This window comes from Francisella philomiragia subsp. philomiragia ATCC 25015 (genome assembly GCF_000156715.1).
Classification (GTDB): Bacteria; Pseudomonadota; Gammaproteobacteria; order Francisellales; family Francisellaceae; genus Francisella; species Francisella philomiragia.
This window is the reverse complement of sequence record NZ_DS999312.1, coordinates 310,111-329,403: the sequence shown is the minus strand read 5'-3', so window position 1 is coordinate 329,403 and position 19,293 is coordinate 310,111. Positions and strand designations below refer to the sequence as shown.

The following is a 19,293-nucleotide window of genomic DNA, read 5'->3' as shown; positions in this document are numbered from 1 at the left end:
GTTTATCTATAGAGTGGATTTCAACTGCCCTTTCAAAATATCAAACTCAGCTTTGATTTTTGAGAGTATTTGCTCTTTTTTCTCAAGGCTTGTTTGGACATTTTTTAGGTGGGCATCAACTAGCTCGTTTCTATCTATTAGCTCTACAACTTGATTTGATTTTGCAAGTAATGACTTCTCAGACTCTTTCAATGCTGATTTTAGTTTTACTAACTCTTTATCACGCAGCTCTAGATCTTTTGTCTTAGCTTGTAACTTTGTTTCTAGTAAACCAAGCTCGGATGTAAACCTAATCAGATCATTGTCCTTTTCAGCCATCATTTTTAGTAGTAGCTTGTTGCTCTCTACAGGATTTGTAGGAGTCTTCTCTATGTTTTGCACTGGAGTCTGAGATGTAAATAACACATTTTTATCAGTAAAAGAATTATCTATCTGAGATTGTGAGATATCAAACTCTATACTTGTTTTAGAAACTTTTTTACCCTTTTTTGCAAAGAATGATACAGTGTAGTTTCCAGGACTTAATTCATGGCTAAATATATATGTGTTACATTTTTGATAATCTGTTTTTTCAATAACTATTTTTTTCTTTAGATAAAATGCGTACGAATCAAAATCAACATCAAAAAAAAATGCCGTTATAGCTTTATTAGAAATAATAACCTTACATTTATTATCGATCATATTAACTATTCCTTATTATTAATTATTTTAATCGATTCTAATAATGAACTGACATCATGATTTTTCTTAAAATCTTTTATAATAGAGTCTAAAACGTTATCTAACTTTTTAGATGCTACATTTTTTCTAACAAGCTTGTGATTAAACCCATAATTCTTATAAAATTCAAATATAGAATTATAACCTGTAGTAACTGTTTCCACAGAGGTTACAGACTCGAGTACATTTTCTAAGAAGATAATAGAAGATAATTGATTTTTGTATTTAAAAATATCAACATAAATATTATTTGAGCTATCAATACAATAAAAAATATAACCAAACTCAGATGATATATCTTTAATTCCTATATTCAAACTAGAGCCAACTAGATTTTTATTGGGAAAGTTTTCAGTATCTATTAAATCTGACTCCTTTATTTGTAGATCGTACCTAATTGTTTCTACAACACCATTATTATTTTTGTAAAAAAATGTTACAAAATATGAGCCAGGACTTAAGCGATGTTCAAAACAAGTAAAGTTTGATAATGAATAACTATGCTTTTCTACTATATTTGTTTTACTCAAATAAAATGCACATTGAAAGTCTTTTGGTAAGTCAGTCATAGCAAAGAGCTTGCCATTTTTAACTGTTACAAATCTTTTTAGTTTTAATAATTTTTTTGATATAGACATATTGGCTTATTTTTTGATTTAATAAAAAAAATTAATAGTGGATGTTTATAATTATAGTGCTGAAGACATTGCTTTTTTAAGCTCTATATAACCAATCTCAGCATTTCTTTTTAAATTCTTAACTAGTAAAGAGTGAAGAGGTGCTGGAACTGGTGGTATTTTTCTATAAAGTTCTTCATCACCATGATTTCCGACTAAGTCTGGTCTTTGCATGTATCTAAACAAGTTTCTGTTTTTTAAAGTAGATGAAAGCTGTATCACAGGAATTGAGTACATAGCTCCAACAACTAGAGCATGGAACTTCATACTTAATAACATACTACACTCACCTATACTCTTACAAATCTCCATCAAATCTTCAGAATATACGACCTCTTCATCAGAAAGAGCAAAGTCTTTTGCTTTCTGTAAGTCACCTTCTCCTAATGGCCCAAATGCGCCTACAATAACTCTGATCTTATAACCTAATCTTCTAGCTTCATCTGCAGCTTTTCTTACTTGAGGATAGTCGCCTCCAGCTAGATTACCTTGAGCAAGACCTCTTAATACTACACCCATAATCTTTTGCTTAGGATTCTTTTTAACTGCTGGTATTTTCAAAGCAAATACAGCATCTGGGTGTGTAACTGTCTCAACATTAGCTTTAATAACACTATCAAAGTATCTTTTACTTTCTATGTCTCTTAAGCAAATATACTTGACGTTTTCGTGAGAGAAGAACTTGTTAAAGTAACTTAAAGCTCTCGAGCTTTTTACTTTATGATTTGGACAACCAATACCGTGAACAAACACAGGTTTCTTAAGAAATTCTTCTCTCCAATACAAAGTAGATACTGCATTAGGGTTTAATAGATCTCCACCACCAATAACAAATCCATCAAAGGAATCAAGATTTTTAAGTGCTTTTTGTGAGAAGTAAGGTGCCTCTGTTAAATCATGAACAACTTCAAGCTCATAATCATCTGCTAAAAACTGCTTATGAACATCCATAAACAACTCATCGCCAAAGTTCCCAAATCCAAAATATCCTACTAATCCGATTTTTTTCTTTTTCATTTTATTTTTTCCTCCAATACTTATCTATTAAAAATTTAATTCATATTCGTTTATATCCATATTATAAAGCTCACATATTTTTGTAAGATATTCTATAGATTTTTTAATATTTTTATTTTCAAGCATTTTAAGCTTTGGTATATACCAATTATTCATAAAATTATCGAAATGCTTTTCTTTAAACACCTCTAAAAGATTATATTTTTTAAGAACTTCAACTTGAGACTCTTCTAGAATCAGTTTTTTCTTAAAATAACCAGTATCCACATTATTCGTTATAGAATCTTCACGATCAGCATAGTAGATAATAAAAGCATCACCAGTAAAACCACCCATATTAGATTCAAGTAATAATTCCCAACCAAACAAAGTATCTTGACCAGCTGAATTATTTATAAATCTAAGGTTTTTAGCATTTAAAAATTCTTTTGACATAACACATGCTTGTGTTGCAACTGTTGGAAATTTGCCTTTCTCGAAATAGCCTTGCTTAAAATTCTTAACCACAGATATAGTCTTTGGTGTATGTTTAGCTATAGATTTTAATTCTCTACTTACTTTCACATTGTATCCACTTACAAAATCAAGTTCAGAGTTTTCATTATATAATGTAACTAAAGTATCGTAACCACCTGGACATATTTCATTATCAGGATCAAGAAAAGTTATCAACGGAGCCTTTGCTATATCCATACCCTTGTTTCTAGGTCGTGATGCACTGCCACTACCGCCATCATTATAAAAGTAGCAAGAAACATTAGGATATTGCACTTCAAGTTTTTTACAAATATTAATGGTTTCTATATCACTTGAACCATCATCTATTAATAATACTTCCATATCATTCCACATCTTATTTCTCATAAGACTAGCAATACAAAGATACTTAAGATGTTTTCCATTATTGTAAACTGGAACGATAACTGTTAGCTTGTATTCATTTGTCTTATTCAATTCATTTTTATAAGCTATATGTCTAGTATAGTTTAGTTCGAACGGATCGATAGAATAACCATTACCTAGGTTTTCCACTTTATGTGAATAGTTGTAGTTCTTAAAGTCTGTAGGTTTAAACTTATCAGTTCTAAATAATGTTTTATCTATACTCTCAATATAATTTGTGTATTCATGTTCTTTATTTTTAACATATTTTGTTTCTGTAAAGTATGAATTTTTAGTGATAAAACTCGAATCTGTATATTTAAAGCCATTAACTAAGTCATTTAAATAATTTTCTTCATAATAGTTATCAGCATTAAAATATGTAAATAATTTTATATTATTATCATCAAAATACTTAGTCCAATCTCTTTTTGTTTTGTATTTAGTAGCCGGTATTAACTCAACATTATTATACAGCTGAATATCAACCATATATTGCACCGATGCAATGTGCTCTTTTTTAGCTAGTACACATATTTTTGGTTTTGTAATCTTATAGTCAAAGCCAACAAGATTGAACATCTTACCACATATATCGTAACTTGTTTTGTTATTCATAACCATTCTTAGTGAGTCAGTTTTTTTCTCATATTCAAATAGGTCATTTTGAGAATAATCAAATGAAAAGTTTTCTCTTTCAGGGATTACCCTTATATTAGGGAATTTATTCAAAAGTGATTTTGAATAATTAGAAATCATGTTAGTACATTGTGCCTGCAGTTCATAAACTCTCATAGCACACATAGTAGGACTATGTTTGATAGAATTGAGGTTCAAATTAAACCTAAATACTTTATGAACTTTCTGAAGAACTTCATGGTCAATAGGCTCTATCAAATACGGTCTATATTTTGATGGATATTTTAAATCTTCACTGTCTATATTTATATTTCTATCAGCAACAACTAATGATTTTGTTGTATTTAAAATAGAATCAAACAATATCTCAATATCTCGGCACCTTTCCTCATATCTTTTAGTGTAAGAGCCAGCAAAAAAACATCCATCAATAAGAGATCTTTGCGAACCTATAGGATTGTTAAGCTCAGGATTGAAACCATATTCCCCATAAAAAACATTACTATGACCTAACTCAGACTTGTAGTTTTCAATCATATCTGTATCTGAAGTAAATATATAATCAAACTTTTTAGCAACAGGTAAAAAATATTCAAAATTACTAGGGTCTTCTATTGTTTGAAATATCAATTTACAATTTTTTTCTCGACCTATTCTAAGAATATCGTCAAGCGCTTCCATAGGTTTTTTACGGAATTTAACACCACGCCATTCTTCATTATTTATACCTTTCCAGCCAGTTACATATATCACTGCGTCTATTTGGTTACTTTCTAATACATCTTCATAATTGTCTGGGGATAGGTAATAAACATTTTTGAATGCATCTTTATAAAAATTATACATATAGATATCAGAAATGATTGCTATATTAAATCCAATTTTATCATAATAGTAAGATCCATTACTATTTGGTATGCTCATAGCTAGATTTTTTAAAACATCAAGCCCTAACATACCAAACTGTGAGTTAGCTTGGTCGTTAGCGATATTCATTTGAGCTTTAATAGATTGATCATACTTATGTTTAATCAAATTTGGATTCTCTGATTCAGTAATCCAAACTTTACTTGCAAGTATATCTGATAAATTGTCAAATAATACAACAGATAAGCCTATTTTATTACATCCCTTAGGTATTGAAACATGTGTACTATATAAATTCACACCCTTATCGCTTGGTAGATATTGGAAATATCCATATTTTTTAGAAACACCTAAGTTATTTATTTTCAATAACTCTTCATCTAATTTAACGCCACCAAAATCAACAATAATAATCGATGATTTATTATTCTCCTTAACTTTATTTTCAGCAATCACGCTAATGTGATACGACTTATTTTCTTTTACATCATAATATTCATACTTAGGTTTTGAATCTAAACGTCTAAAATTCAGATTAGAGCTATGCTGAATCAATTCCTTATTGATTACACTCTTAGTAACTATGGGTTTGGAAACAAAAATTTTAGAGCTATTATCATGCAATTTAAAACCAATTTTAATGGAATTAAGGCCTTTCGGAACTATTATTTTAGATTGGTATAAATTTTGACCTTTAGAGGATGGAAGATACCTAAAATATCCATATTTTTTAGAAATAGAAAGTTTATTTTGTGCAATATATGTTTCTTTAAGCTTGTTTGGTCCAAAGTCTAGGATCACAATAGACGCTTTATCATTTTCATCACAAGTATTTTCAACAATGCACGATAAATCATATTCGCCCTCACCTTCTATATGGAATGTTTCCCACACAGTATTTTGACTCAATTGTATAAATGAAGCAGCCTCATAATTATTATTAATTTTTTCAATCTTACTTTCAATCTTTGAACTATGGGCTTCAACGATTTCTTTTGTACTTTCAATAACCTGTTGTTTAATCTCATTAAGATTACTTAAATCACTTTTTATTTGATCAATTTGAGACCTCAATAAATTAATTTCTTTATTTTCTTTACCAGCTAATAACTCATCTGATCTTTTTAAGTTACATACTTTTTTATATCTATCAGCCAATACAGCTTTATATCTATCATTTTTGGGATTCGCTTTTACAAACTCCTCGCCATAAGATAACACATCTTTTGTATATGCGTCTTTAAGTTCCGAGAAAACAGCTCCTTTAATCTCAATCTCATTGCTAGGGTATTGCTTAAGCTGCTCCGCAACATATCTTTCTACCTCTGCAAAAGATACCTTTTTACTTCTAAAATCAGACAATCTAGCTTTAAACTCTTCTAATGACAGTTCTTTAATTCCTAACAGCTCGTTATATCTTTTGATATTACCTAGCTTTTTATATCTATCTGCTAATACATTCTTATATCTATCATTCTTAGGATTCGCTTTTACAAACTCTTCTCCATAAGATAATACTTCCTTTGTATATGCATCTTTAAGCTCTGAAAATACTACTCCTTTAATCTCAATCTCATTGCTAGGGTATTGCTTAAGCTGCTCCGCAATATATTTTTGTATTTCAGTAAATGCTACCTTTTTACTCTTAAAGTCAGCTAATTTAGCCTTAAATTCTTCTAGTGATAGTTCTTTAATTCCTAACAGCTCATTATATCTTTTGATATCACCTAGCTTTTTATATCTATCTGCTAATACATTCTTATATCTATCATTCTTAGGATTAGCTTTTACAAACTCTTCTCCATAAAATAATACTTCCTTTGTATATGCATCTTTAAGCTCTGAAAATACTGCTCCTTCTATATTAATTTCTTCCGCAGGATGTTTATTAATACAGCTCAAAATATACTGTTCTATTTTGAAAAATGGAGCTTTTTTTGTTTTAAAGTTATTAAGTTCACTTTTAAAGTCTTCTAATGAAAATTTCTTTTTTTTAATCATTATAGGTATCCTAAATTCAATTAAAACTATTACTTACAGTATGAAGCAATTATTTTAAAAAATAAATATGAAATTTAATTCACAAGTTATGAGCTAAACTTTTCCAAAATGCTTCTCTAACTTTTGGTAGGGTGTCATATCTCCAACTTCTATATTTTTTTCAAAAAAATTATAATTATTTGTCAATGAGATCATCTGATCAACAAAGTCTTGCCTTGACTCAATATTAATATTTTTATATAACAGTTCAATAAGTTCATTTATTTTTGATAAAGATTTAGAGTTATTAATAAGTTGCTCCATAGAAACTAAATCATATTTAATATCACAACTTTTACATGACTTTGCTAACTTAGATAGTCCTTTTACTTGGATATTATCATCAATAATAACTTGATCTATAGTATATGGACACTCAACTCTTAACATCTCTACAAACTTATTGACAAAAATATAATTATTACTAGGATAAGAGCCAGTATATAATTCTTTTGAAAAATTATCGATACCAAAAAATAAGTACCTATCAGTCAACACATCACTAGTAGGTAGTGTCATTATAACAATATTAAATTTCTGACCTGGATAACTATCATCTAACTTTTTAGCTTCTTTCTTTAATATTTTCTCTTGCACTAAAATATTTTTAAATAACCTCTTTGCTATTGGCTTATTATTAGCATCAAGAAAAAAGTTATTAACTTTATTCATAACAACTGTCTTATGCCCAGCTTTTTCAACTATACTAAAATCCTCTATAAAACTAAATTCTTCACCAGCTGAATTTTTATAGAAAAATTGTATTTTATAACTACCATAAAAAGGTGCAAACTCAAAACTAGCATTCGATTCTTTTGAATAATTATTTCTTTCAATAACCTGATCGTCGATAATGAGATAAAAGCCATACCTAAAACCCTCTATTTCAGTAGTTTTGACATGTAACTTATTATTATCTATATACATTTCTCTTTTTACATCTATCATAACTTGTATTTTCCCAGAATATCTAACTAACTTTTATAAACCTAAAATCAAACATACATAATTCAGAACAATCATCATAGTCAACAGCAACCAAATTTCTTTTTTTATTATTATATATTCCAACACTACTATTAGATATACTCCAAGTGCCCGAGCCAACGAAATCTTTAATTTCCAAATAGCTTTTCATACCCCTGATTACAACACCTCCATCATCATAACTTACAATATGCTCAGCAGGTATCAAAAACCGGTGTTTTAATACTTTATTTGACTTAACCTTATCAGTTAGAGTAAAACCATTATCATTAACTACTATGTTTCTCTCTATGTCAATATAATTTACTCTATTATGCTTTGCCTTCATAATATTTACATTCTCACCTTGTTGATCACTGATTACAGATGAGTACCCATTGTCATTTAAGAATCTAGGCAACCATTTAATGCCATCAGGTATTACAGTCGAATGTAGATATTCACTTTTATAATCAATAATACTACTATCAATAATATCAGAATATCCACCTTCTGTAATAAAGTCTTCTCCATCATAGCTAACATTTAGGCCAAGATCATCATTTTGTTTATGCACATATGAATTCCAGGCCGCATTTAACGATATATGTAATTTATTTTTTCTATATATGACTATACCAAAGTTACTTGAACAAAACATACCCTCTTGATCTACATATGGATATAGAGCTTTTTTTATATCACTAGTTTTATATACTTTCTCAAGGATCTTAATGTTTGGAATATCAAAAGAATCTCCTATCGGTATATAATTTCCATTGTTTTTCAATGCATAACCAAGTAATTTTTTTGTACTCAAATAACATTTCTCATAAATATCATCAAATTCAGAAAAATATATCTTAGCCTCTCTAAGCAATAACTTAAGATCATACAACAATCCCATATTAAATTCTTGATATGATATAGAGTGCTCTTTAGTATATCCATCTTCAAAAAAAATACCCCTTAGCTGATTTACTATCCTATCTTTTATATACTGAATATCATTTACCATAAAATCAAAGAAAAAATCATACTTTAAACATTCTATAATACTCATATCCACCATCAAACCATGATTATTATTCTCTTTGTATGTTTCGTTAAGCATAGATTTAGCTGTCTTATATATCTCTGATAAAACCTTATTCTTCAAAGAAGGATCTGATAATATCAGATCATAAAATTCTGCCAACACTTTTAATCTAATAGATGCTGTGTGGTCGGCTGTATAGCCTAGATAATATATACTTTTCTCAACAGATGTAGAATGAAAGTCTATAAAATTTTCTAAGATTTTGCATGACTTTTTTATATCACTTATTTGTCTTAACCACCTTAGACTCATTATATGATGGACAAAATTATTTGGCAAAGTCTCATCATATAACCAATCATCCTCAAATAAAAAAATTGGATCTACTCTCCTATAATATAGCTTGTATAGTTTTTTTTTATTTTTTGTTTTTTTATTTGAATCTTTGCTCAAAAACCTTATTTCACCATCAGTTACTATAAAATCAATTTCATACGAATGTTTATCACCTACTTCTTTTCTATAGTAAAATACAGCTTTATATCCTCCGTTTACTATATTCATATCAAAAATACAATAGTTATTACAGGAATAAAAAACTTTCTCAACACCAGCACCATGGTGTAGATAAAAAGCATACTGATAATCACAATACCTCTCTGTAACAAAAGATATCTTATGATTATTAATTGAAATACTTCTCTTTAGTTTTGCTAAATCTTTCATTCAAAATTCCTCAGCGATAAGTTTAGTCATATTGCTATCACTATTTAGATTTAACAATATTTATTTTATTACCACCAATTATTTGAAAGTCAATTTCATAAGAACAACGCTCATCATTGATATTACTATAATAAAATACCGCCTTATACATTTTAGTCTCACAAAGTTGAGCTTCAAAAACTTTCTTATTTTCTGAAGTATAAAACTGCTTTTCAACCTGACCACCACAATACAAGTAGAAAGCATAATTGATCCCTGACAGTTTCTCAGTTCTTAAGATTATACTATTATTTTCAATATAAACTTCTCGCTTAAGCATTGTTGCTATACCTTTTAGGTCAAAGCAATTAAGCAACTCATCTGTGTTACTAATATTAGAGTCATATTTTAATGAATTGTTATTACTATTTTCTTGATCATTTAGCATATTGATAATAGTTCTCACCTCAACACCTTGTTGTAAAAACACTTGCCAACCAAGCTTTGTTGCTTTATCAAATTGCGCAAAACTTTTTGAAGTTATTGTTTCATCCAAGTACATATTTGCACCATCTGCCTGCACCTTGATATCAACAACTTTATTTGCAATAGCGATTTTCATCTGATTATCGGATTCTTTATTAGCTCTAACAACTGCTGGAATAAAAAAATTAATCATAGATATACTAGCATGTGCTGTTGGTAGTTCAAGCCACTTATCTTTGATAACTATCTCTAGATCTTCTAGATTCCTAATATCTAATACTCTCTGTAGCGTACCCCCATACATACTAGTAGTAGCAACAATCAACCCTGGTTCTAGAACACTAGCTACAGATTTGCTCAATAGTTTATCAGGTTCTCTTATCGCTTCTATATCTCGAGGATATATAGTGTTATGTGCCGCAGGACTTCTTAGAAACTTTCGCCGACTATCTTGCTCTTGATATATACCTAGCCCTCCATCACCAAAAACTACTTGATCATCGTAATATAGATGAAAAGCCAAATCATCATCATGACGATGATAATTACTGATATATGAACATTTGAATACTAAATGCAGTGATTTCCCATTTTTTGCTCTACCTTTAGCCACATAGTAACCTGACTGACTATAGTCATAAAATTTTATACTACTATCCAATGACTCTAACAACCCTTTATCATCTTCGACGGTATCTCCTATCATTGGTAGATAACCATTTGGCATAGTAATAACTCTCAAAAAGTCTGTTGCTTTATCTATTACCAAAGTGGCTTTTTGACAAAGTTTTTGATCACCGATCTCTTTGAATGCTATGAGTTGTTTAGCTCTTGAGAGCATAAATTTTTGATAATGGGGGCTATTTTCAACATGTACCCCCTCATCTGTAAAAGCATGATCAAGCTCATCCTCTAATCTAGACTCCGCAATATCACCGATCTCTTGCAAAATATTCTGCTTCTGCCAAAGCAATGATACCTCATAAACGATCATCATCTGATCAAAGCCATGATTTGTATATTGAGAATAGTTATTTTCTTCTTTTAGAAAATTCAAATGTTTATCTATAACATTTATAATCTTAAGCTGCTCAGCATCTGTTAGTAACTCTGCATACAAATCATTAATAATTAAAAAATTAATCCACTTGACAATATTTCGTAAGCGAAATGCACTAGCATGATCATGCCAAATAAGTGGGGAACTAATACTCTCTACTTTAGAGCACTCAACCCATCTAAGCAACGCTTTTTTAGTAAAAAACAATAGTGTTTTTTTTTCATCATTATTCATTAAATTATGTGAGTTAACATACCAAACCAAGAATGGTAATGCTTGTAATTGCCACCACCAGTTCCTATCATCATGACCATTTTGCCAATCAAAAGTATCTAAGAGTATCTGCTGATCTTGAAAACGATTTGCAACAACTACTCCATCACAAGCTTTTTTTAGTTTATTAAAATCTATCGTATTTTTGCCATTTCCAAATTTTATGTATTTCTTGACAATATGTTGAGATAGTTCCCCAAGATTTTTTATATCACTCAACATTTAACAATGCTCTCCATTTATCTACTATGCCTTCACTCACATAATTATCAAGCATCCATCCTCTATTCTTCTCATATACACTATCTAGCATATCCTCTTGATTAACCTTTTGAATTAGCTCTTTAGCTTCATCAACGCTCTTAACTATACTATAATCAGGCCATATCTCATTGGCGCCATCCCAGTTCCATACAACAGGAGTAGCTCCAGTTAGCATACCTTCACCTATTGCCATATGAAACGACTCAAAATCAGATGGCGATAAAGTAAAACCTACTAGACTAAGCCACTCATTAACATCATCAGCAGCTGGATCAAATATTACTTTGTATCTTAGTTTTTCACTAGAGTTTATTCTTTCAAATATATTCTTATAATACTCTAACTCTTCTTCTCTTTTTAATAACCAACCATACTCAAGTGGATTTTTACCTTTAACTCGCAGACAATAGCGTGAATCTTCTTCCAAAAGCTCTTCGAGAAGATCTAAGGCGCGATCCAACCTCTTCATCATTGGTACCACACCAACTATACCAAGAGTGTATCTTGACTCACCGGTTTTTTTATTAAGCTTAAATTTTTCGCTATTAATATAGTTAGCTATTATGGATGTTTTTTCGATAGGAAACTTACTTTCATCTGTTCTTCTAATAACATCGCTCACATAAGCAATATGATCTATATTATCCCAGTTTGACTCTGTCAAATAAGGTAAAAATCTTTCTTGTCCATGAAATCTAGCAACCAGCCTTTGATAGGCTAATTTATTGTTTGAATACCATTTAAGATTACCTAGACACCATTCACAAAATATCACATCAGCTTGCCTAAGCAGTCGTTGGCTCTGAACCTCATCATGTTTATTATGTCCCTGCCACTTATCAGTAATAAAGACATAGTTGCCAGCTGATTCTAACTTCTGCTGTAACAAGTTAAAAAACTTTAGATCATGGCCTGCAACTAATACTATTTTTTTTGTTGATGGTAATTTGTGATTATTTTGTAACCATGATCTCACAATCTCAACCCTTTCACTAAATGTGTGTCTAATTGCCAAATCTATAACTCTATTAGCAGCTTGTTGGCAAACATTTTCATCGGTTAATGCTAGATATAATTTATCTGTAAATTCTATATCTGAGTTAGCAAATAGTGGATAATCTTCACCAAGCAACTCTTCATGTAATGGATTTCTATTTACTATAGCCGCGCAACCTGCGCTACCATACTCTAATAGCTTAGTAGAGTACTCAACAATATCATTTAAACTCTCATCACGCCAAGACAGACCTACTTTAGCTTGTAATAAATTTTCATACACTCCTTCACGAGATAGAGCACCAAGCCACTGTAGTCGCTCAGTATTTTCTAGAGCAGATCTCATTTTAGTAGCAAAATCTTTTGGCTTGGAATCATTATGAATTTTATCGCCAATCATTATCAGCTGAGCATTAGGCAACTTGTCATGTATATCTATCCATGCTCTAGCCATCTCTAGTGTATTCCAATCAGCTGTATACTTACCTGCATATACTGCTATTTGCTTGCGCTCAGCTATCGGTGTAAATTGTGCAAAATCAGGAATAACTGGCGAATATATATATACTTTTTCGCTCTCAAGTCGTGGCTCAATTTGTAGCCAAATATCTTTGAAACCCTCTGTTTGGCACAATACTCTTCGGCAACCTAGTCCAAGTTCTGATATATCTTGTCTTAATTCTAGACTGTAATCATTTATTGACTGGGGTATATCTGTTAGATATAACCAACATTTTGATAATGTAATCGGATAATCAGCTAATTTTTTAGCTATATCAAATCCTCTGACAATCACAATATCATAATTATTAGAGTCATCTAATTTAGCAGCTAAATCAGCCATCATATCATGATTAAGTCTTTTTAAACCCTTACCATTCCAAAATGTTTTATCAGCACCATTTATAATATTGATATTTTTATCAGCTTTAATATTTGCATATAACTCATCTCGCTCTGGTGTGCTTTTTGCTATGAAGTCTATATCAGCATAGCCTGTAGCAGATACCACAAGCATAATTGTTTGAAGCCAAATTGATGAACCATCAATATAGTTTAAGTCAGGGTTAGCACAAACAAGTATTTTTTGGTTCATTTTTTACCCCTTTTATTTTTGTTTGCTCTCTGTTTTGATGTCTTTACGCTAGGTGCACTAGCTTTTGAATTTACTTGTACTGACTTATCTTTTGAGTTCAGCTCAATCTGATCAGAATCAATAACATACAAATTAATATCACAAACTTTAGAGCTAACAACTTGATTATCAAAAAACTCTGTTGTTAACACATCTCTAGACCATATTGCAAGACTGTTTATAGTTTGCTTATCGTAAGCAAACTTATCCCCACCTACACTCTTCGCCCAGCCTTTAGCATTTGGTTCATACAAAATTGCATTAACCAAATCTCTTAGATAGAACTCTTGATAATCAACTTCACTATCAATCCAACCTACATAGTTAGCAAAATCATCTGCACACTCGCTGAAATCTTGACACACCTGTATGTTAACAGGCATGGACATCGTTACTGTATCAGAAAATTGTGGTTGTATATATAATTGGAAATTTTGATACTTTTGTGCCGACATCATCTGTACTAGCTTAGCCACATCTTGGTGATTATTAGCCACAGCAATTAGTGATACCTGTGGATCAACATCTATACGCTTATCAGATTTGACAAACTCAAAAATATGATTCCATCTATGAGCATAAGTATGCTTACTAAACACCTCTCGAATCCCAAGCAAGCTTCTACGACGCCATTCCTTATCATCATTCATCAGAGTTTTGATAGCATCTAAAGCTTCGTACTTATCTTTGACAAGCCATATCGCATCTGACTCAAAAAAATCCTCAATCCCTTTGGCATAAGTACTAACTATCGGTGTTCCACAAGCCATAAGCTCAAATACCCTTCTCGAAAACATAGTTGGCGAATCAACTACAGAGTTCACATTTAAGAATATACGATATTTGCCATACTCTTGGCATAACTCTTTGTATGGTAGAGCTCCTCTGATACCATCTTTATATTTATCAGGGAATGGCATGATACCACGATCATAGTTTCTATCATAGATCTCAAGACCATACTCATTTGCAGCCTCTAGAAGCCACACCATCATAGCACCACGCTCTGCGTGTCTGTTACCATACCAGCTACCTGCAAAACAGCTTTTTTGCTTTCTACCAGCTAGAGGCTTTGGCTTATGCAATGACGGCTGAGCAGAGAATGGTAATACCGAAACTTGATTATTACCTGTCTTATCTTTATATGAAGGTATCATATTTGCATCTGTAGTGAAGATATGGCTGACAAGCTCTGCTGTACACATAAACTTCTGGTGATGTACAGGATCTTCTTTGTTCCAAAAAATCATCGGGATATTTTTCTGCTTACAATATTCCGATAGCTGTGCAATCTCATCACCAGGTTTATTGGTATAATTTGCAACCCTAAACTGCCAACTACCATGATTACCTTGCCATGCTGACTCAATAAATACCAAATCTGGCTTATATATCTTTGCTAGAGCTAACCAATTATCTGGTCTTGGCTGAATCAAGCATACATCTTCCTCAAAACATCCTGTTGTAAACTCATCCATGACACCAAGAACTACCGGCTTTTGCCTAGGGTTCTCTATTTTTGGCCAACCAAGTACTGACAATTCATCTTGTTGGGTTAATTCATCAGAATATACTACTGTAGGTTTTTGTTTATCACTAGGCTTGTCACTCTGCTGAATTATATTTTGAGAGAGTGTTTTTCTCTGATGAGGGCTAATATCATCGATTTTAAACAAAATCTTACCCTTACTATACCAATTGACAAAACTTATCGTAAACTTAGATATACCCTCTGGCACCTGCACTTGCTTTAAAAAAGTATTTTGACCATCTTTTGATACATCAACATAGTTAAAGAAACCCATCTTTTCTGAAGATGAAAAGCCTAATTTTTTGGCTAACTCAATATCAAGAGCTTTATGAAAATCATATTTAATTAACATAGCACTACTTTTTTCACCATCAAGTGAGAAATACTCACCTCTGATAAATAACTTTCTATGCTTAGTTTTGATAGTTTTAGATAATGGTTTTTGCTTTAGTTGGTACCATTTATCATAAGCCAATTTCGATTGCTTGAATTTTACAAATGTATTTATAAGAGTAAAAATATTAAATGGCCATAATACAAAACCCTTGATAGATGTAAAAGCATCTATAGATATTTGTGCATACCTATAAATAAAACCATCTTTCAGCAAGGTATTATTTTGCAACTGCTTTAACCAACTATCTTTATATATCTGTCGCTTTTTAAAATTTTCTTGATTTGATTTTGATGACAAATAATGCTTTTGTATATAGTTATTAGCGATAGTATTGTCACAGATTGACAAAGATAATAAATCTAACTTTCCAAGCTTTTCTAGTTCTATAAACTTAACTTCGATATTATCAACATCTTTAGGAACTTCGAAAGATACATTAAAGAGTGTCACTCCTTTTCCTACCGCCAAAGATCTATAGTAACCATAATCCTCTGAAAACTCTAACATATTCATAGCCGCCAACTCATCTGAAAGCTCTGTAGCTGAGAAGTCGATTGATACAATCAGATTAGCATCTTTATAACTATCATCCATGAACAAGGCGCCAACTAAAATATAGCTTTTACTTGACTCTACATCAAATGTAAATTTCTTATCAACCAAATTCATATCTACGAATAATACCAACTTCAATAAATCTATTTACTAATTATATCAAAATAAGTTTGTGTTATAAGTTAAAAAAACATCTCCACTACAAAAACATAAAGGACGGAATTAAACCAAGATTATCATACCTACAATAGAGCTATTGCAAAATTGAAAAGCGATAGTCAAGACTGTTGATTTAATGTTAAAAAGATTATTAAGATTGTAGAAATGACTATTAATAACCAAAATAAAACGAGGCTTAGATTCTATCTAAACTATATTTAGTAGGTATCTAATCAAAAACTACAAGTTAACAAAATCAATCAGTTTATCAGATTTAAAACCTAAAAACTCTCTATGCTTAACTAACGATACCAATACATTAGCTTGCTCTTTGGCTTCATCAAATGACACTAGCTGTACATTTTTGCGATTTGCTAATACTGCTGGTAGCTCTTTGATATTTGGCTCAACTGCTAATATCTCTACACCATCGATATCTGATAGCATTTTAGTGATATCTAGCGCAGGAGACTCCCTTAGATCATCAATATCTGGTTTAAATGCTAGACCAAGACAAGCTATCTTAGGAGTCTTGATACCCTTGATAGCTTCTTTTACCTTAGAGATCACATAATGTGGTTTACTATCATTTACGCGTCTTGCCGTGCCAATGATCTTAGCATCCTCAGGAAATGCATTTACAATAAACCATGGATCTACTGCAATACAATGCCCACCTACTCCACAACCTGGTTGTAATACATTTACTCTTGGATGTTTGTTTGCCATTGTGATTAGCTCCCAAACATTGATTCCCATCTTATCACACAGCATACTTAGCTCGTTAGCAAAAGCAATATTAATATCTCTAAAAGAGTTCTCTGTAAGTTTACACATTTCTGCTGTACGAGCTGTTGTAATACTACACTCGCCTTGCACGACCATCTTATAAAGAGTAGCAGCATACTCACTACACTTTGGTGTCATACCACCGATTATACGGTCATTCTCTACAAGCTCTCTAATCATTTGGCCTGGCAATATACGCTCTGGACAATGTGCAACTCTAATATCAGAATCTTCACCATGAGTTTGTGGAAATGTAAGATCTGGTCTTTGCTCCGCAATCCATGCAGACATTTTTTCAGTAGCACCAACTGGAGATGTTGACTCTAGTATCACTAGATCACCCTTTTTCAAAACTTTGGCTAATGATTTGGCTGCTGACTCTATGTAGTCAAGATTTGGCTCATAATCATCACCTTTAAAGGGTGTAGGTACAGCTATGATAAACGCATCTGCTTCTTGTGGCTCTGTATATGCCTTTAGCAAACCTTTGCCAACCACATCCTTGATTAGCTCTGCTAAACCTGGCTCTTCGATATGAATACGACCATCATTAATAGTATCTACAGCATGTTGATTAACATCCACACCTTTGATATGCATACCACCTCGAGCAAATACTGCAGCAGTAGGTAAACCAATATAACCTAAACCAACCATACAAACTGAATTAAATTTCATCGTCTTCTATCCTTTTATCTTGGTGATCCAACTTTCTATAAAATGCACTATTTTTAACGATGCATTACCATCACCATATGGATTATGAGCATAAGCCATTTTGTTATAATGAGTCTCATGATCAAGTAGGCGAGATACATTAGCCACTATACTAGCAGTCTCAGCACCCACTAACATAATAGTACCTGCATCTACTGCCTCTGGTCGCTCTGTAGTATCTCTCATAACTAACACTGGCTTACCAAGTGATGGCGCCTCTTCTTGAATACCACCGCTATCTGTAAGCACCAAATAGCACTTACTAAGCAGATATACAAATGGTAAATAATCTAAAGGTTTAATCAAAAACACATTATCAATATCAGATAAAAGGTCTTGTACTGGCTTTTGTACATTTGGGTTTAAATGTACGGGATATACAAAATCAACATCTGGATATGACTGTGCAAGAGTCTTTAGAGCCTTACAAATATTTAGCATACCCTCACCATGATTTTCACGACGATGTCCAGTTACCAGCACTATCCTTCTATCTGACAATTTGTAACCTTCAGATACAATAAAATCAGCAACCTGTTGCTCAAGCCCTGGCTTAGATTTAATCTGATCTAACACCATAAACAAAGCATCAATTACCGTGTTGCCAGTAACTAATATTTTGTTATCCATAATATGCTCTTTAATCAAGTTTTCCTTGTTTTTCTCAGTAGGAGCAAAGTGGAATTTTGAAATCTGCGTTGTAAGAAGTCTATTTGCTTCCTCTGGCCATGGAGAATAAAGATTGCCTGTTCTAAGTCCAGCTTCTACATGCCCCACCTTTATTTGCTGATAAAAACATGCTAGAGATGTTGCAAGTGTGGTGGTTGTGTCACCATGCACCAAGACAATATCTGGCTTATAGTCAATCAAAACATCGCGCATGCCAAGCAATATCTTAGTCGTAACATCATATAAATCTTGACCAGGCTTCATAACATTCAAATCATAATCCGGTACAACCTCAAAAAGATTGAGAATCTGATCCAGCATCTGACGATGCTGGCCTGTTACACATACTTTCATCTCTACTACTGATGTATGCTTCTCAAACTCTTTAACAAGAGGGAGCATTTTGATTGCCTCCGGACGCGTACCAAATACAAGCAAGACTTTTCCTTTCACATTTGTCTCCTAAGTTATGTTTATAGATTAGATTAGATTAAATTAATTCTAGCAACATAATATTGATTTTTGAAGTTTTTTGTTCAGATAATACATAGAGGGAAAAGAGCAAAGTTCAGAGCTAAAGTAATTTTGAATTTTGATAATTATAAAATACTCCACCTAGCCTACGCTATAATAGAGGAGTGATATTTTAATATACTAGACTATTCATAACTAAGAATTTAGAATTTAGAGTTTAAAATCAATTACAT

General features: G+C 31.7%; 11 protein-coding genes. All 11 read right to left on the bottom strand.

Annotated elements, in window-relative coordinates; all coding sequences use genetic code 11:
• Positions 1 to 6: 6 nt before the first annotated feature.
• Complete coding sequence (locus FTPG_RS04220; protein ID WP_004287185.1) at positions 7 to 684, bottom strand: hypothetical protein; 678 nt, start codon at positions 682 to 684, stop codon at positions 7 to 9.
• A 5-nt stretch (positions 685 to 689) separates the two neighbouring features.
• On the bottom strand, positions 690 to 1,361 hold the full coding sequence (locus tag FTPG_RS04215) for a hypothetical protein (RefSeq protein WP_004287184.1): 672 nt from the start codon (positions 1,359 to 1,361) through the stop codon (positions 690 to 692).
• A 51-nt stretch (positions 1,362 to 1,412) separates the two neighbouring features.
• On the bottom strand, positions 1,413 to 2,417 hold the full coding sequence (locus tag FTPG_RS04210) for a polysaccharide pyruvyl transferase family protein (RefSeq protein ID WP_004287183.1): 1,005 nt from the start codon (positions 2,415 to 2,417) through the stop codon (positions 1,413 to 1,415).
• 27 nt (positions 2,418 to 2,444) lie between these two features.
• Entirely contained in the window at positions 2,445 to 6,806 is a 4,362-nt protein-coding gene (locus tag FTPG_RS04205; RefSeq protein WP_004287182.1) for a glycosyltransferase, read from the bottom strand.
• 93 nt (positions 6,807 to 6,899) lie between these two features.
• Positions 6,900 to 7,793: a hypothetical protein gene (locus FTPG_RS04200; RefSeq protein WP_004287181.1), complete on the bottom strand. Its 894-nt coding sequence runs from the start codon at positions 7,791 to 7,793 to the stop codon at positions 6,900 to 6,902.
• A gap of 22 nt (positions 7,794 to 7,815) precedes the next feature.
• Positions 7,816 to 9,576 (bottom strand): ligand-gated ion channel, encoded by a 1,761-nt coding sequence (locus tag FTPG_RS04195; protein WP_004287180.1) that lies wholly within the window; start codon positions 9,574 to 9,576, stop codon positions 7,816 to 7,818.
• A gap of 40 nt (positions 9,577 to 9,616) precedes the next feature.
• Positions 9,617 to 11,596, bottom strand: coding sequence for a heparinase II/III domain-containing protein (locus tag FTPG_RS04190; RefSeq protein ID WP_004287179.1), 1,980 nt, complete (start codon positions 11,594 to 11,596; stop codon positions 9,617 to 9,619).
• Positions 11,586 to 13,730, bottom strand: a complete 2,145-nt coding sequence (locus FTPG_RS04185) for a glycosyltransferase family protein (protein ID WP_004287178.1) — start codon at positions 13,728 to 13,730, stop codon at positions 11,586 to 11,588. Before FTPG_RS04185 ends, FTPG_RS04190 begins: the two co-directional genes overlap by 11 nt.
• A complete protein-coding gene (locus FTPG_RS04180; RefSeq protein WP_035722324.1) occupies positions 13,727 to 16,366 on the bottom strand; it encodes a CgeB family protein in 2,640 nt (879 codons plus the stop codon). The genes FTPG_RS04185 and FTPG_RS04180 overlap by 4 nt, the downstream gene beginning before the upstream one ends.
• 285 nt (positions 16,367 to 16,651) lie before the next feature.
• Positions 16,652 to 17,878, bottom strand: coding sequence for a UDP-N-acetyl-D-mannosamine dehydrogenase (gene wecC / locus FTPG_RS04175; RefSeq protein WP_004287176.1), 1,227 nt, complete (start codon positions 17,876 to 17,878; stop codon positions 16,652 to 16,654).
• Positions 17,879 to 17,884: 6 nt separating this feature from the next.
• Positions 17,885 to 19,039: a non-hydrolyzing UDP-N-acetylglucosamine 2-epimerase gene (gene wecB, locus FTPG_RS04170; RefSeq protein ID WP_035722321.1), complete on the bottom strand. Its 1,155-nt coding sequence runs from the start codon at positions 19,037 to 19,039 to the stop codon at positions 17,885 to 17,887.
• Positions 19,040 to 19,293: the final 254 nt, after the last annotated feature.

Excerpts from the sequence above, each read along its gene's own strand:
- FTPG_RS04205 (WP_004287182.1), bottom strand. The coding sequence starts at position 6,806 with ATGATTAAAAAAAAGAAATTTTCATTAGAAGACTTTAAAAGTGAACTT.
- FTPG_RS04210 (WP_004287183.1), bottom strand. The coding sequence starts at position 2,417 with ATGAAAAAGAAAAAAATCGGATTAGTAGGATATTTTGGATTTGGGAAC.
- FTPG_RS04185 (WP_004287178.1), bottom strand. The coding sequence starts at position 13,730 with ATGAACCAAAAAATACTTGTTTGTGCTAACCCTGACTTAAACTATATT.
- FTPG_RS04200 (WP_004287181.1), bottom strand. The coding sequence starts at position 7,793 with ATGATAGATGTAAAAAGAGAAATGTATATAGATAATAATAAGTTACAT.
- FTPG_RS04180 (WP_035722324.1), bottom strand. The coding sequence starts at position 16,366 with ATGAATTTGGTTGATAAGAAATTTACATTTGATGTAGAGTCAAGTAAA.
- FTPG_RS04190 (WP_004287179.1), bottom strand. The coding sequence starts at position 11,596 with ATGTTGAGTGATATAAAAAATCTTGGGGAACTATCTCAACATATTGTC.
- wecC (WP_004287176.1), bottom strand. The coding sequence starts at position 17,878 with ATGAAATTTAATTCAGTTTGTATGGTTGGTTTAGGTTATATTGGTTTA.
- FTPG_RS04215 (WP_004287184.1), bottom strand. The coding sequence starts at position 1,361 with ATGTCTATATCAAAAAAATTATTAAAACTAAAAAGATTTGTAACAGTT.
- FTPG_RS04220 (WP_004287185.1), bottom strand. The coding sequence starts at position 684 with ATGATCGATAATAAATGTAAGGTTATTATTTCTAATAAAGCTATAACG.
- FTPG_RS04195 (WP_004287180.1), bottom strand. The coding sequence starts at position 9,576 with ATGAAAGATTTAGCAAAACTAAAGAGAAGTATTTCAATTAATAATCAT.